Here is a 13,665-nt window from a genome sequence, read left to right on the forward strand (position 1 = left end):
ATCAGCCGACCGATCCTTCCATGCCCATCTCGATGAGCTTGTTCAGCTCCATCGCGTACTCCATCGGCAGCTCGCGCGCGATCGGCTCGATGAAGCCGCGCACGATCATCGCCATCGCCTCGTCCTCGGGAAGGCCGCGGGACTGCAGGTAGAACAGCTGCTCCTCGCTCACCTTGGAGACGGTGGCCTCGTGGCCCAGCTGCACGTCGTCCACGCGGATGTCGATGGCCGGGTAGGTGTCCGAACGCGACTTGGTGTCCACCAGGAGCGCGTCGCAGCGCACGGTGTTGGCGGAGTGGTGCGCGTTCGCGTCGACGCGGACCTCGCCGCGGTAGCCGGCGCGGCCGCCGCCGCGGGCGATCGACTTCGAGACGATCGACGACTGCGTGTACGGCGCCATGTGGATCATCTTCGCGCCGGCGTCCTGGTGCTGGCCGGGACCGGCGAAGGCGACCGACAGGGTCTCGCCCTTGGCGTGCTCGCCCATCAGGTAGATCGACGGGTACTTCATCGTCACCTTCGAGCCGATGTTGCCGTCGACCCACTCCATGGTCGCGCCCTCGTGGGCGACGGCGCGCTTGGTGACGAGGTTGTAGACGTTGTTCGACCAGTTCTGGATCGTCGTGTAGCGCACGCGGGCGTTCTTCTTCACGATGATCTCGACGACGGCCGAGTGCAGCGAGTCCGACTTGTAGATCGGGGCGGTGCAGCCCTCGATGTAGTGGACGTAGCTGTCCTCGTCGGCGATGATCAGGGTCCGCTCGAACTGGCCCATGTTCTCGGTGTTGATCCGGAAGTAGGCCTGCAGCGGGATCTCCACGTGCACGCCCTTCGGCACGTACACGAAGGAGCCGCCCGACCAGACGGCCGTGTTCAGCGCGGCGAACTTGTTGTCCCCCGGGGGGATCACGGTGCCGAAGTACTCCTCGAAGAACTCGGGGTGCTCGCGCAGCGCGGTGTCGGTGTCCATGAAGATGACGCCCTGCGCCTCCAGGTCCTCACGGATCTGGTGGTAGACGACCTCGGACTCGTACTGCGCGGCGACGCCGGCGACCAGGCGCTGGCGCTCGGCCTCGGGGATGCCGAGCCGCTCGTAGGTGTTCTTGATGTCCTCGGGGAGCTCCTCCCAGGACTGCGCCTGCTTCTCGGTGGAGCGGACGAAGTACTTGATGTTGTCGAAGTCGATCTCGCTGAGGTCGGCGCCCCAGGTCGGCATCGGCTTGCGTTCGAAGAGCTGCAGGCCCTTGAGACGGGTCTTCAGCATCCACTCCGGCTCGCTCTTGAGCGCGGAGATGTCACGCACGACCGCCTCGGAAAGGCCGCGGCGGGCGCTGGCGCCCGCGGCGTCGGGGTCGTGCCAGCCGAACTCGTACACCCCCAGACCTTCGAGCTCCGGGCGGTCGATCAGCACATCCGACATCACACACTCTCCTCTGCGGGCCGCAACGGTGTCATCCGCCCCGACACACCTGATCCCCGTCGAGTCTGCGGGAATCGGATGCCGCTGGTGGGCCCTGACCTTCGGCGCTCGCGTCGCGCCTAGACTGTTGACGATGCGCGTCGCATACCGCGCGTTCATCCCAACAATCCCGATTCTACAGGTTCCGCCTGGCTGAGGGGCCGCGTGCGTCCTCACCGCGCACCGGAGGACCCATGACCGAGACCACCGCGTCCGTCCCGGACGCCGCCACCACCCGCCCGGGGCACGCGCCGATCGGCCGCGCGCTGCGGATCTTCGCCTGGCTGTCCTTCCTCGCCGAGGTGACGATCATCGCCACGGGCGGCGCGGTGCGGCTGACAGGCTCGGGACTGGGCTGCTCGGAGTGGCCGCTGTGCACGCCCGAGTCTCTGGTCCCGGTCTACGAGGTGCAGGGCGTGCACGGGATGATCGAGTTCGGCAACCGCCTGATGACCGGGGTGGTGGGGCTGCTCGCGCTGGCCGTGCTTCTGCTGGTGTGGCGGATGCGGCGCGAGCGCCGCGACCTGTTCGCCCTCGCGCTGGTGGTGCTGCTCGGCGGCATCCTGCCGCAGGCGGTGGTCGGCGGCATCATCGTCTGGACGGGCCTGAACCCGTTCATCGTCGGTTTCCACTACGTCGCCTCGCTGCTGCTGGTGTGCGTCACGGCAGCGTTCCTGGTCCGGATGAACACCGCACCAGGCCCGCGCGAACGCGTCGTGCCGTCCTGGTTCGCCGCGCTCACCCACGTCACCGGCCTTGCGCTGGCCGTGACGATCGTGTTCGGCGTGCTCACCACCGGGAACGGCCCGCACTCGGGTGACGCGGACGTGATCCGCACCGGCTTCGACGCCACCGTGCTGGCGCACGTGCACTCCTGGCCGGGCTACATCCTCGCCGGGCTCGTCCTGGTGCTGCTGGCCGCCGCGCTGCGGCTGCGCCTGCCGGTGGCCCGCTGGCTCGTCGTCCTCGCCGCCGCGATCCTGGTGCAGATCCTCGTCGGGGTGTGGCAGGCGCGGGAGGGACTGCCACCGGTGCTGGTCGGCGTCCACATGGTGCTCGCGGCGCTGTCCGCCGCGGCGTACACGGTCGTGGTGCTGAACCTCAAGCGCCCGGTCGCTCCGGCCTGAGCATCAGGAGACCGGGCTTCGGGTCAGAGCGGCAGCAGCGGGTCGACCGCGACGGCGAGGAAGATCAGCGTCAGGTACGTGATCGAGGCGTGGAACACCCGCATCGGGCGCGCCTCGGTGCCGTGCACGGCGCGGTTGTAGAGGCGGTGCGACTCGTAGATGAACCAGCCGCCGACGACCAGGGCGGACACCGTGTACACGATGCCCATGCCGGCGACCGGGACAAGCAGCAGCGAGCAGGCGACCGTCGCCCAGGCGTAGAGGATGACCTGCAGGCCGACCTGGGGTGCGGAGCGGGTGACGCCCAGCATCGGCACGTCCACGTCGTCGTAGTCGTCCTTGTACTTCATCGACAGCGGCCAATAGTGCGGCGGCGTCCACAGGAACACCAGCACGAACAGCACCAGCGGCGGCCAGTCCAGCGACCCGGTCACGGCGCTCCAGCCGATCAGCACCGGGAAGCATCCGGCGATCCCGCCCCAGACGATGTTCTGCTCGGTGCGCCGCTTCAGGATCATCGTGTAGATCACGACGTAGAAGAAGATCGCCCCCGCCGACAGCGTCGCGGCCAGCCAGTTCGTGGTGAGCCACAGCCAGAGCGTGGAGACCACCGCGAGCACCCAGGAGAACACCAGGGCGCCCCGGGGCGAGACCTCGCCGGTGACCAGGGGCCGGTTCTCGGTGCGCTTCATGTGCACGTCGATGTCGCGGTCCAGGTACATGTTGAAGGACGCAGCGGATGCGGCGCTCATCGCCCCGCCGATCACGGTCGCCAGCACGAGCCACAGGTTCGGCAGGCCGCCCGCGGCGAGGAACATCACCGGGACGGTGGAGACGAGGAGCAGCTCGAGGACTCGCGGCTTGGTGAGGGCGATGTACCCGCGGATCTTCTGACCGATCGAGTGCCTCGCCTCGATGGTCTGCGACGTCGTGGTGATCGCGATCCCCTCCTCCTGCGCGCGCCCGGACACTCCTCTCAGTCTATGGCACCGGGCGTGTCGGACCGCGTTCCGGGGTCCTCCGATCCATGGCGAAATGCGGCGCTGCGACGGAGTCGACCCCGCTATGCTGAAACCCACTCGCGCGCCCGCGCTGTGCACCCCCCTCCGTGACGACGCGGATCCCGCGCATCGAATACGGGCGCCTTCGATTGCGTCAGAAGGAGCATGGCCGTGACGGAACTGCAATGGGATGAGATCGACCGGCGCGCTGTGGACACGGCGCGGGTGCTGGCGGCGGATGCGGTGGAGAAGGTCGGCAACGGCCACCCGGGCACCGCGATGAGCCTCGCACCGGCGGCCTACCTGCTGTACCAGCGGGTCATGCGCCACGACCCGGCGGACACCGACTGGCTGGGGCGGGACCGGTTCATCCTGTCGGCGGGGCACTCCTCGCTGACGCAGTACGTGCAGCTCTACCTGGGCGGTTTCGGCTTGGAGCTCGACGACCTGAAGGCGCTGCGGACGTGGGGCTCGAAGACCCCCGGTCACCCGGAGTACGGCCACACCAAGGGCGTGGAGATCACCACCGGCCCGCTCGGCCAGGGCCTGGCCTCGGCGGTCGGCTTCGCCTACGCCGCCCGCTACGAGCGCGGCCTGTTCGACCCGGACGCGGCGCCGGGTGAGAGCCCGTTCGACCACTTCGTGTACGTGATCGCCAGCGACGGCGACCTGCAGGAGGGCGTGACCAGCGAGGCGTCGTCCCTGGCCGGCCACCAGCAGCTCGGCAACCTCATCGCGATCTACGACTCGAACCAGATCTCGATCGAGGACGACACCGACGTCGCGTTCACCGAGGACGTCGCAGGGCGCTACGAGGCGTACGGCTGGCACGTGCAGACCGTGGACTGGAAGAAGTCCGGCGAGTACGTCGAGGACGTCGCCGAGCTGTACGCCGCGATCGAGGCGGCGAAGGCCGAGACCGACCGTCCGTCGCTGATCGTGCTGAAGACGATCATCGGGTGGCCCTCGCCCGGCAAGCAGAACACCGGCAAGATCCACGGCTCGGCGCTCGGCGCCGACGAGCTGGCCGCGACGAAGAAGGTGCTCGGCTTCGACCCGGAGCAGTCCTTCGTGGTGGCCGACGATGTGATCGCGCACACCCGCGCCCTGGCCGAGCGCGCCGCCGCGGCGCGCGCCGAGTGGCAGACCGCGTTCGACGCATGGGCGGAGGCGAACCCGGAGCGCAAGGCGCTGCTGGACCGTCTCGAGGCCGGCGAGCTGCCGGAGGGCATCGAGGACGCCCTGCCGGTGTTCGAGGCCGGCAAGGAGGTCTCCACGCGCGCCGCATCCGGTCAGGTGATCAACGCGCTGGCGGCGCAGCTTCCCGAGCTGTGGGGCGGATCGGCCGACCTCGCCGAGTCGAACCTGACCACGATCAAGGACGCCCCCTCGTTCATCCCCGCCCAGTGGTCCACGCACGAGTGGTCGGGCGACCCGTACGGCCGGGTGCTGCACTTCGGCATCCGTGAGCACGCGATGGGCGCGATCGTGAACGGCATCGTGCTGCACGGCCCGACCCGCGCGTTCGGCGGCACCTTCCTCATCTTCAGCGACTACATGCGCCCGTCGGTGCGCCTGGCCGCGCTGATGAACATCCCCTCGATCTTCGTGTGGACCCACGACTCCGTCGCCCTCGGCGAGGACGGCCCCACGCACCAGCCGATCGAGCAGCTGGCCTCGCTCCGCGCGATCCCGAACTTCACCGTGGTCCGCCCGGCGGATGCGAACGAGACCGCCGTGGTGTGGCTGGAGATGCTGCGCCGCCAGGCGGGCCCGGCCGGCATCGCCCTCACCCGGCAGAACATCCCGGTGTTCGAGCGCGGCGACGGCGACGCCGCCGGCGAGACCCTCGCCGCCGCCCGCAACGCCGCGAAGGGCGCGTACGTCCTCGCCGAGGCGCCGGGCGGCACGCCGGACGTGATCATCATCGCCACCGGCTCCGAGGTGCAGCTCGCCGTCGCCGCGCGCGAGACGCTCGCCGCCGAGGGCGTGAACGCGCGCGTCGTGTCCGCGCCGTCCCTGGAGTGGTTCGCCGAGCAGGACGAGAAGTACCGCGAGTCGGTGCTGCCGAGCGCGGTCACCGCCCGGGTGTCCGTCGAGGCCGGCTCCCCGCTCACCTGGCGCGGCATCGTCGGCGACCGCGGCCGCTCCGTCGGCATCGACCACTTCGGCGCCAGCGCCGACTACAAGACGCTGTTCCAGAAGTTCGGCGTCACCACGGAGGCCGTCGTCGAGGCCGCGCGCGAGACCATCGCAGCGAACGCCCCGCGCGAGACCACCACGGCGAACGCCGCCCACTGACCGAGAAGGAGCATCCCCCCATGAGCACTCCCACCGCACAGCTGGCGGCCGCCGGCGTCAGCATCTGGCTGGACGACCTGTCCCGCACCCGCATCGCCTCCGGCAACCTGCAGGAGCTGATCGACACCCGCAACGTCACCGGGGTGACCACGAACCCGACGATCTTCGCGAACGCGATCACCAACCCGGACGACACCTCCTACGACGCGCAGGTGCACGAGCTCGCCGCCTCCGGCGCCAGCGCCGTGGACGCCGTGTTCGCCGCGACGACGCAGGACGTCACCGCGGCGCTGGACGTGTTCCGCCCGGTCTGGGAGGCGACGAACCACGTCGACGGACGTGTGTCGATCGAGGTCTCCCCCGACCTCGCGCACGACACCGAGGGCACCATCGCCCAGGCCAAGGAGCTGTGGGACCGCATCGACCGCCCGAACCTGCTGGTGAAGATCCCGGCGACGAAGGCGGGCCTGCCCGCCATCGCGGCCTCCATCGGCGCCGGGGTGAGCGTGAACGTGACGCTGATCTTCAGCCTGGAGCGGTACGCCGAGGTGATCGACGCGTACCTCACCGGTCTGGAGACGGCGAAGGCCAACGGCATCGACCTGTCCACGATCCACTCCGTCGCCTCGTTCTTCGTCTCCCGCGTCGACACCGAGACCGACAAGCGCCTCGACGCGATCGGCACCGAGGCGGCCCTCGCCCTGCGCGGCAAGGCCGGTCTGGCCAACGCCCGGCTCGCCTACGAACTGTTCGAGAAGGAGTTCGCGACCGACCGCGCCAAGGCGCTCCTGGACGCCGGCGCCAACCTGCAGCGCCCGCTGTGGGCGTCGACCGGCGTGAAGGACCCGGCGCTGCCGGACACCCTGTACGTGACCGAGCTCGTCGCCCCCGGCGTGGTCAACACCATGCCGGAGAAGACCCTCGAGGCCACCTTCGACCACGCCGTCATCACCGGCGACACGGTCACCGGCCGCTACGACGAGGCGCGCGAGGTGTTCGCGGGACTCGCCGAGGTCGGCGTCGATTTCGACGACGTCACCCAGGTGCTCGAGGACGAGGGCGTCGCGAAGTTCATCGACTCCTGGCACGGCCTGCTCACCACCGTCAGCGAGGGCCTGGAAGCCGCGCGATGACCGCCGCGGTCCACGTCTCGGGCGTGCCGAAGACCGCGATCGACGAGCTCGTCCCCGGACTGGTCGCCGAGCTGGTCGCCTCGCGGATCACCGCCGGGGATCCGACCCTGTGGGGTCCGGATGCCGAGGCCGAGGCATCCGTCCGGCTGGGCTGGGTCGAGGCGGTGTCGGTGTCGCGACCGCTCGTGCCGGAGATCCTCGCCCTCCGCGGCGAGCTGCGCGCGCGCGGGGTGGACCGGGTGGTGCTGGCCGGGATGGGCGGGTCGTCCCTGGCGCCCGAGGTGATCGCCCGCACCGCGGGCGTGCCGCTCACCATCCTCGACTCGACCGCCCCGGCGCAGGTGCTGGCCGCCCTCGACGAGGACCTGCAGCGCACGGTGCTCGTGGTGTCGTCGAAGTCCGGTTCGACCGTGGAGACGGATGCGCAGCGCCGGGCGTTCGAGGCCGCGTTCGCGGACCTCGGCATCGATCCGGCCGAGCGGATCGTGGTGGTCACCGACCCGGGTTCGCCGCTGGACGCGGAGGCGCAGCAGGCCGGATACCGCGTCTTCCACGCCGACCCCGCGGTGGGCGGGCGCTACTCGGCGCTGACCGCCTTCGGCCTCGTCCCGGCGGGTCTCGCCGGCGCCGACATCGCCGAGCTGCTGGACGAGGCGGAGGCCTCGATGCTTCAGTTGGCGGTGGATTCGGCCGAGAACCCCGCCCTGCGGCTGGGCGCCGCGATCACCGGAATCCCGCCGCGCCGCGACAAGCTCGGCCTGGTGCCCGACGGCACCCACATCGAGGGCCTGCCGGACTGGATCGAGCAGCTGATCGCCGAGTCCACCGGCAAGGCCGGCACCGGCATCCTGCCGGTCGTCCTGCTGCCGGTATCCCCCGAGCTGGAGAGCCGCCCGGCCGACCTGCAGATCGTGCGGCTCGTGGACGACGCCGACGAGTTCCACCTCACCGAGCGGCATGAGGGCGAGATCCTCGTCAGCGGCACCCTGGGCGCGCAGTTCCTGCTCTGGGAGTACGCCACCGCGATCGCCGGGCATCTGCTCGGCATCAACCCGTTCGACCAGCCCGACGTCGAGTCGGCCAAGGCCGCGGCCCGCGGCCTGCTCGAGAAGCAGCCCGAGCCGACGCCGCCGGCGTTCGTGCAGGACGGCATCGAGGTGCGCGTGTCGGACCCGGCCCTGGCCGCATCCGGCACCGTCGAGGGCGTGCTCGACGCGCTCTGGGCGCAGCTCCCCTCGGACGGCTACGTGGCCGTCCAGGCGTACGTCAACCGCCTGGAGATGGGCCAGCTGCAGGGCCTGCGCGAGATGATCGCGGCCGACTCCGGACGTCCCACCACCTTCGGCTGGGGCCCGCGCTTCCTGCATTCGACCGGTCAGTACCACAAGGGCGGTCCGGCACAGGGCGTGTTCCTGCAGATCCTGGAGCGCACCGACGTGGATCTGGAGATCCCCGGCCGCCCGTTCACGTTCGGGCGGCTGATCGAGGCGCAGGCCGCGGGCGACGCCGCGGTCCTCGCCGCGCACGGCCGTCCCGTCGTCTCGCTCACGATCACGGATGCCGCGGACGACATCCTCGCCCTCTTCGAAGCCGCCCAGTAACCCCCTCCCCTGGAGACATCCCCCACCGATGACTGCCCCCATCTCACGCGGACACAACCCGCTCCGCGATCCCGACGACCGCCGGCTGAACCGCATCGCCGGCCCCAGCGCGCTGGTGATCTTCGGGGTCACCGGCGACCTGTCCCGCAAGAAGCTGATGCCCGCCGTGTACGACCTCGCCAACCGCGGGCTGCTCCCCCCGGGCTTCGCCCTGGTCGGGTTCGCCCGCCGGGAGTGGGAGGACCAGGACTTCGCGCAGGTGGTGTACGAAGCCGTCAAGCAGCACGCCCGCACGCCGTTCCGCGAGGAGACCTGGCAGCAGCTGCTGCAGGGCATCCGCTTCGTGCAGGGCACCTTCGACGACCCCGCGTCGTTCGCGCACCTGCGCGAGACGGTCGAGAAGCTCGACGTCGAGCGCGGCACGATGGGCAACCACGCGTACTACCTGTCGATCCCGCCGAAGGACTTCCCGCTGGTCGCGAAGCAGCTGAAGGACTCCGGCCTCGTCGGCGACGACAGCGCGGACGACACCTGCTGGCGGCGCGTCGTGATCGAGAAGCCGTTCGGCGACGACCTGGAGTCGGCGCGGGCACTCAACCGGGCGCTCGAGGTGGCCTTCCCGGCCGACTCGATCTTCCGCATCGACCACTACCTCGGCAAGGAGACGGTGCAGAACATCCTGGCGCTGCGCTTCGCGAACGAGCTGTACGAGCCGCTGTGGAACCGCAACTACGTCGACCACGTGCAGATCACGATGGCCGAGGACATCGGCGTCGGTGGGCGCGCCGGCTACTACGACGGCATCGGCGCCGCGCGCGACGTCATCCAGAACCATCTGCTGCAGCTGCTCGCGCTCACCGCGATGGAGGAGCCGATCAGCCTGTCCGCCGAGCACCTGCGCGCCGAGAAGGAGAAGGTGCTCGAAGCGGTGCGGCTGCCCGACGACCTGTCCCTGGCGACCGCGCGCGGCCAGTACGCCGGCGGCTGGCAGGGCGGCGAGAAGGTCAACGGCTTCCTCCAGGAGGAGGGCATGGACCCGCACTCCCGCACCGAGACCTACGCCGCCGTCAAGCTCGACATCGAGACGCGCCGCTGGGCCGGCGTGCCGTTCTACCTGCGCACCGGCAAGCGCCTCGGCCGCCGCGTCACCGAGATCGCCGTCGTCTTCAAACGCGCCCCCGAGCACCTTTTCGGCCGCGGGCAGAGCTCGGAGCTCGGTCAGAACGCCCTGGTGATCCGGGTGCAGCCGGACGAGGGCGTCACCATCCGGTTCGGCTCGAAGATCCCCGGCAGCGGCGCGAACGTGCGCGACGTCACGATGGACTTCGGCTACGGGCACGCCTTCACCGAGGCGAGCCCGGAGGCGTACGAGCGCCTCATCCTGGACGTGCTGCTCGGCGATCCGCCGCTGTTCCCGCGGCACGAGGAGGTCGAGCTGTCCTGGAAGATCCTCGACCCGATCGAGGAGTACTGGGCTTCGCTGCCCGGCGGCCTGGAGCAGTACGCTCCCGGCTCCTGGGGACCGGCATCCGCCGACGCCCTCCTTGCCCGCGACGGACGAGTCTGGAGACGCCCGTGATCATCGACCTTCCCGACACCACCGTGAGCCAGGTGGCCAAGCAGCTCGTCAAGGTCCGCGAGGAAGGCGGCGCGGTCGCTCTCGGCCGCGTGCTGACGCTGATCATCGCGGCCCGCAACGGCGTCGCGGAGGCGGCGATCGACGCCGCCAACGACGCCTCGCGCGAGCATCCGATGCGCGTGATCGTGCTCACCGCGGGCGACGGCGACGCGCGCCTGGACGCGCAGATCCGCGTGGGCGGCGACGCCGGCGCGAGCGAGGTGGTGGTCCTCCGCGCGTACGGCGAGGCCGCCAGCAACGAGGAGAGCCTGGTCACCGGCCTGCTGCTGCCGGACGCGCCGGTCGTGGCGTGGTGGCCGGAGGAGGCGCCGACGGACGTGTCGGCCTCGCCGCTGGGCCGCATCGCGCAGCGCAGAATCACGGATGCCGCGACCTCACCCGACGTTCGCGATCGCCTGGCGCTGCTGGGGAAGACGCACGCCCCCGGCGACACCGACCTGGCGTGGACCCGGCTCACCCACTGGCGGGAGCAGCTCGCCGCCGTCCTCGACCAGCCGCCGTACGAACCGGTCACCGGGGTGGAGGTCCGCGGCGCCGCGGCCTCCCCGTCCACCGCGCTGCTCGCGGCCTGGCTGCGGCTGGCGCTCGATGTGCGGGTGCGCTGGTCGTACGAGGACCCGGAACACTGGCAGGAGGGCATCAAGTCGGTGCGGCTCACGCGAGCCAGCGGCGACATCCTGCTGGAGCGGCCCGTGCCCGGGGTGGCGGTGCTCACCCAGCCCGGGCAGCCCGATCACGAGCTGCACCTGCCACGACGGACGCTGCGTGAGTGCCTCGCCGAGGAGCTGCGCCGTCTGGACGCGGATCTGCTCTACGGTCGAGTCGTGACAGAGGGATGGGAGCGGCTCGGGCCGCCGGACCGGGAGGCATGACAGCAGTGAAAGTCCAGGGGTCGACGAAGACCGTCGTCGTGGAACCGACACCGGAGGCGCTCGCCGCACGGGTCGCGGACCGTTTCCTCACCCGGCTGCAGGCGCGCACGCGCAACGGACGGACCGCGCACATCTGCCTCACCGGCGGATCGATGGGCGCCGCCGTACTGGCCGCCGCGCTCGGTGACCCGCGGCTGGAGGGGATCGACTGGTCCCGGGTGCACTTCTGGTGGGGCGACGAGCGGTTCGTTCCGCTCGACCACGCGGACCGGAACTCACGGCAGTCGCGGGAGGCGCTCCTGGACCGCATCCCGGTGCCGGCGGAGAACATCCACGAGGTCGCCTCTCCCGACGACGGCGTGTCCCTGGAGGAGGCGGCGGCCGCCTACGCCGCCGAGCTCGCCCGGTTCGGCACCGAGCGGCATCCGTGGCCCTCCTTCGCGGTGTGCTTCCTGGGTGTCGGCCCCGACGGCCACATCGCCTCGCTGTTCCCCGACCGGCCCGAGGTGACCGTCACCGACGTGGCGGCGCTGCCGGTGCGCAACTCCCCCAAGCCGCCGCCGGAGCGGGTGACGCTGACCCGTCCGGTGCTGAACGCGTCCAAGCGGGTGTGGCTGGTGCTCACCGGCGCCGACAAGGCATCCGCTCTCGGGCTGGCGCTGGCGGGCGCGAGCTACGCCAGCGTTCCGGTCGCGGGGGCGAAGGGGCGCCGGCGGACGGTGTTCTTCGTGGACGAGGCGGCGGCGGCCGAGGTGGCGCCCGACCTCATCGACCGGGACTACTGACGGGTCTCGTCCGGCTTGTCGCTGCCGCGGCGCAGGCCGAGCTCCTGGCTCTCGCTGAGGATCTGCGGATGGAACCTGGCCAGCCCGAACACGCCCCAGATCGCCGCCGCGCCGGTGACGATGAACAGCACCACCACCCACATCGGCGCCGCCGAGGCCTCGCCGAGCACCAGGGCGCCGATGAGGACCGCCACGATCGGGTCGATCACGGTGAGCCCGGCGATGACGAGGTCCGGCGGGCCTGAGCTGTAGGCGGTCTGCACGAAGTACGCCCCCGCGGCGGCGGCCGCGATGAGGGCGATCACGCAGACCACGGTGATCCAGTCGAAGTTCCCGGCCTGGATCCGCTTGATCGCGGCCTTCGCGAGCGTGGCGACGAAGCCGTACAGGATGCCCGCGCCCGTGACGTAGAACAGCGCGCGCATGCGGTGGCGCAGGATCAGCCAGCTCGCTCCGAGCAGGATGATCACCAGCAGCAGGATCGTCAGGATCACGAACAGGTCGATGTCGCTGATCTCCCGCTCCTTGGCGTACAGCGCCGCCAGCGAGACGAACAGGAAGATGCCGCCGATGCAGGCGCCGATCGCGATGAGCGAATGCCGGGTCGGGGCGTGGCCGGAGATGCGCGCGTTCAGCAGCGTCGTGATCACCAGGGCGACGGCGCCGAGCGGCTGCACGACGATCAGCGGGGCCACCGCAAGGGCGCTGAGCTGGCACAGGATCGCGAAGCCGAGCATGAGGGTGCCCACCACCCACGACGGGCGCCGCAGCAGACCCTTCAGCTGGGCGCCGCTGAGGCCGGTGGTGCCCTCGGTGCCGGTGAGCCGCTCGACCTTCTCCACGCCGCGGTGCTGGTACTGCGCGCCCAGCGACATGAACACGGCGCCGGCGAGGGCGAGCGGGATGCCGAAGAGGAGCCCGGGGTTCTGGAAGACCCCGACCAGCTCGTCGCCCATGTTCGAGACGACGCCCCCTGCAAGACTCACAGTACGACCCTACCCGCCGCCGGCCGCCCAGTAGGGTTGTGGCGTGGCTGTTCTTCCGATCCGCATCATGGGCGACCCGGTGCTGCACGCACCCGCGAACGAGGTGGGCGAGATCACCGACGAGATCCGCACGCTGGTCGCGGACATGTACGAGACGATGGATGCCGCTCCCGGCGTCGGGCTGGCCGCCCCGCAGGTGGGTGTGCCGCTGCGGATCTACGTCTACTCGTACGTGGACGACGAGGAGCGCCCGTGGCGCGGGGAGATCATCAACCCGGTGCTGTGGATGAGTCCGCCCGAGCCCGGCTCCCCCGACCCCGACCTGGAGTCGGAGGGGTGCCTGTCGTTTCCGGGCGAGCGGTTCCCGCTGCGGCGCGCGGACCGGGTCCTCGTGACCGGAACGGATCTGGGCGGCAACGCCGTGCGCATCGAGGTGGACGGATGGCGCGCGCGCATCATGCAGCACGAGTTCGACCACCTCGACGGCATCCTGTACGTCGACCGGCTGTCCGACGGCGACTGGAAGACCGCGCAGAAGATCGCCCGCAAGCGCGGCTGGGGCCGGCCCGGCGCGAGCTGGATGCCCGGAGTGGACGATCTGGAGGGCTGAGCCCCGCCGGTACGCGAAAGGGCCCGTCCAGCTGGACGGGCCCGTGGTGGCTCCCCGGCTTGGACTCGAACCAAGAACCTATCGGTTAACAGCCGATTGCTCTGCCAATTGAGCTACCGAGGAAAGCGCCCGCCGCGGCGGGCAACTCCCC

Annotated in this window: 11 protein-coding genes and 1 tRNA gene; 8 read left to right on the forward strand and 4 right to left on the reverse strand. The window is 70.7% G+C overall.

The window, feature by feature from the left end; translation table 11 throughout:
* Window position 1: 1 nt before the first annotated feature.
* Window positions 2–1,420: a Fe-S cluster assembly protein SufB gene (gene sufB, locus JSY13_RS07085; protein ID WP_259606036.1), complete on the reverse strand. Its 1,419-nt coding sequence runs from the start codon at window positions 1,418–1,420 to the stop codon at window positions 2–4.
* 233 nt (window positions 1,421–1,653) lie between these two features.
* Here sufB and JSY13_RS07090 point away from each other — a divergent pair, with 233 nt between their 5' ends.
* Complete coding sequence (locus tag JSY13_RS07090) at window positions 1,654–2,586, forward strand: COX15/CtaA family protein (RefSeq protein ID WP_259606037.1); 933 nt, start codon at window positions 1,654–1,656, stop codon at window positions 2,584–2,586.
* 23 nt (window positions 2,587–2,609) lie between these two features.
* Here JSY13_RS07090 and JSY13_RS07095 read toward each other — a convergent pair whose 3' ends face one another.
* On the reverse strand, window positions 2,610–3,524 hold the full coding sequence (locus tag JSY13_RS07095) for a heme o synthase (protein WP_432806451.1): 915 nt from the start codon (window positions 3,522–3,524) through the stop codon (window positions 2,610–2,612).
* A gap of 234 nt (window positions 3,525–3,758) precedes the next feature.
* Between JSY13_RS07095 and tkt the strand changes: the two genes are divergently transcribed.
* Genes tkt through pgl form a run of 6 tightly spaced genes read left to right on the forward strand, consistent with a single transcriptional unit; the run spans window position 3,759 to window position 11,918 of the window.
* Window positions 3,759–5,888 carry a transketolase gene (tkt, locus tag JSY13_RS07100; RefSeq protein ID WP_259606038.1) on the forward strand — a complete coding sequence of 710 codons (2,130 nt, stop codon included), beginning with the start codon at window positions 3,759–3,761 and terminating at the stop codon, window positions 5,886–5,888.
* A gap of 20 nt (window positions 5,889–5,908) precedes the next feature.
* The gene (tal, locus tag JSY13_RS07105) at window positions 5,909–7,021 is read left to right on the forward strand and encodes a transaldolase (protein ID WP_259606039.1); all 1,113 of its coding nucleotides are present in this window, start codon (window positions 5,909–5,911) and stop codon (window positions 7,019–7,021) included.
* A complete protein-coding gene (locus JSY13_RS07110; RefSeq protein ID WP_259606040.1) occupies window positions 7,018–8,622 on the forward strand; it encodes a phosphoglucose isomerase-related protein in 1,605 nt (534 codons plus the stop codon). The genes tal and JSY13_RS07110 overlap by 4 nt, the downstream gene beginning before the upstream one ends.
* A gap of 28 nt (window positions 8,623–8,650) precedes the next feature.
* A complete protein-coding gene (zwf, locus tag JSY13_RS07115) occupies window positions 8,651–10,201 on the forward strand; it encodes a glucose-6-phosphate dehydrogenase (RefSeq protein WP_259606041.1) in 1,551 nt (516 codons plus the stop codon).
* A complete protein-coding gene (locus JSY13_RS07120; RefSeq protein WP_259606042.1) occupies window positions 10,198–11,133 on the forward strand; it encodes a glucose-6-phosphate dehydrogenase assembly protein OpcA in 936 nt (311 codons plus the stop codon). The genes zwf and JSY13_RS07120 overlap by 4 nt, the downstream gene beginning before the upstream one ends.
* The gene (gene pgl, locus JSY13_RS07125) at window positions 11,130–11,918 is read left to right on the forward strand and encodes a 6-phosphogluconolactonase (RefSeq protein ID WP_259606043.1); all 789 of its coding nucleotides are present in this window, start codon (window positions 11,130–11,132) and stop codon (window positions 11,916–11,918) included. Before JSY13_RS07120 ends, pgl begins: the two co-directional genes overlap by 4 nt.
* Here pgl and JSY13_RS07130 read toward each other — a convergent pair.
* Window positions 11,912–12,874 carry a DMT family transporter gene (locus JSY13_RS07130; RefSeq protein WP_259608156.1) on the reverse strand — a complete coding sequence of 321 codons (963 nt, stop codon included), beginning with the start codon at window positions 12,872–12,874 and terminating at the stop codon, window positions 11,912–11,914. The genes pgl and JSY13_RS07130 overlap by 7 nt on opposite strands.
* A 73-nt stretch (window positions 12,875–12,947) precedes the next feature.
* Here JSY13_RS07130 and def point away from each other — a divergent pair, with 73 nt between their 5' ends.
* Window positions 12,948–13,514: a peptide deformylase gene (gene def, locus JSY13_RS07135; protein ID WP_259606044.1), complete on the forward strand. Its 567-nt coding sequence runs from the start codon at window positions 12,948–12,950 to the stop codon at window positions 13,512–13,514.
* A 47-nt stretch (window positions 13,515–13,561) separates the two neighbouring features.
* On the opposite strand, the gene JSY13_RS07140 is transcribed toward def, so the two are convergent.
* Window positions 13,562–13,637, reverse strand: a tRNA-Asn gene (locus tag JSY13_RS07140).
* Window positions 13,638–13,665: the final 28 nt, after the last annotated feature.

Source organism: Microbacterium neungamense, assembly GCF_024971095.1.
In the GTDB taxonomy this organism is placed as follows: Bacteria; Actinomycetota; Actinomycetes; order Actinomycetales; family Microbacteriaceae; genus Microbacterium; species Microbacterium neungamense.

Excerpts from the sequence above, each read along its gene's own strand:
- pgl (WP_259606043.1), top strand. The coding sequence starts at position 11,130 with ATGACAGCAGTGAAAGTCCAGGGGTCGACGAAGACCGTCGTCGTGGAA.
- zwf (WP_259606041.1), top strand. The coding sequence starts at position 8,651 with ATGACTGCCCCCATCTCACGCGGACACAACCCGCTCCGCGATCCCGAC.
- JSY13_RS07110 (WP_259606040.1), top strand. The coding sequence starts at position 7,018 with ATGACCGCCGCGGTCCACGTCTCGGGCGTGCCGAAGACCGCGATCGAC.
- JSY13_RS07130 (WP_259608156.1), bottom strand. The coding sequence starts at position 12,874 with ATGGGCGACGAGCTGGTCGGGGTCTTCCAGAACCCCGGGCTCCTCTTC.
- tal (WP_259606039.1), top strand. The coding sequence starts at position 5,909 with ATGAGCACTCCCACCGCACAGCTGGCGGCCGCCGGCGTCAGCATCTGG.
- JSY13_RS07090 (WP_259606037.1), top strand. The coding sequence starts at position 1,654 with ATGACCGAGACCACCGCGTCCGTCCCGGACGCCGCCACCACCCGCCCG.
- sufB (WP_259606036.1), bottom strand. The coding sequence starts at position 1,420 with ATGTCGGATGTGCTGATCGACCGCCCGGAGCTCGAAGGTCTGGGGGTG.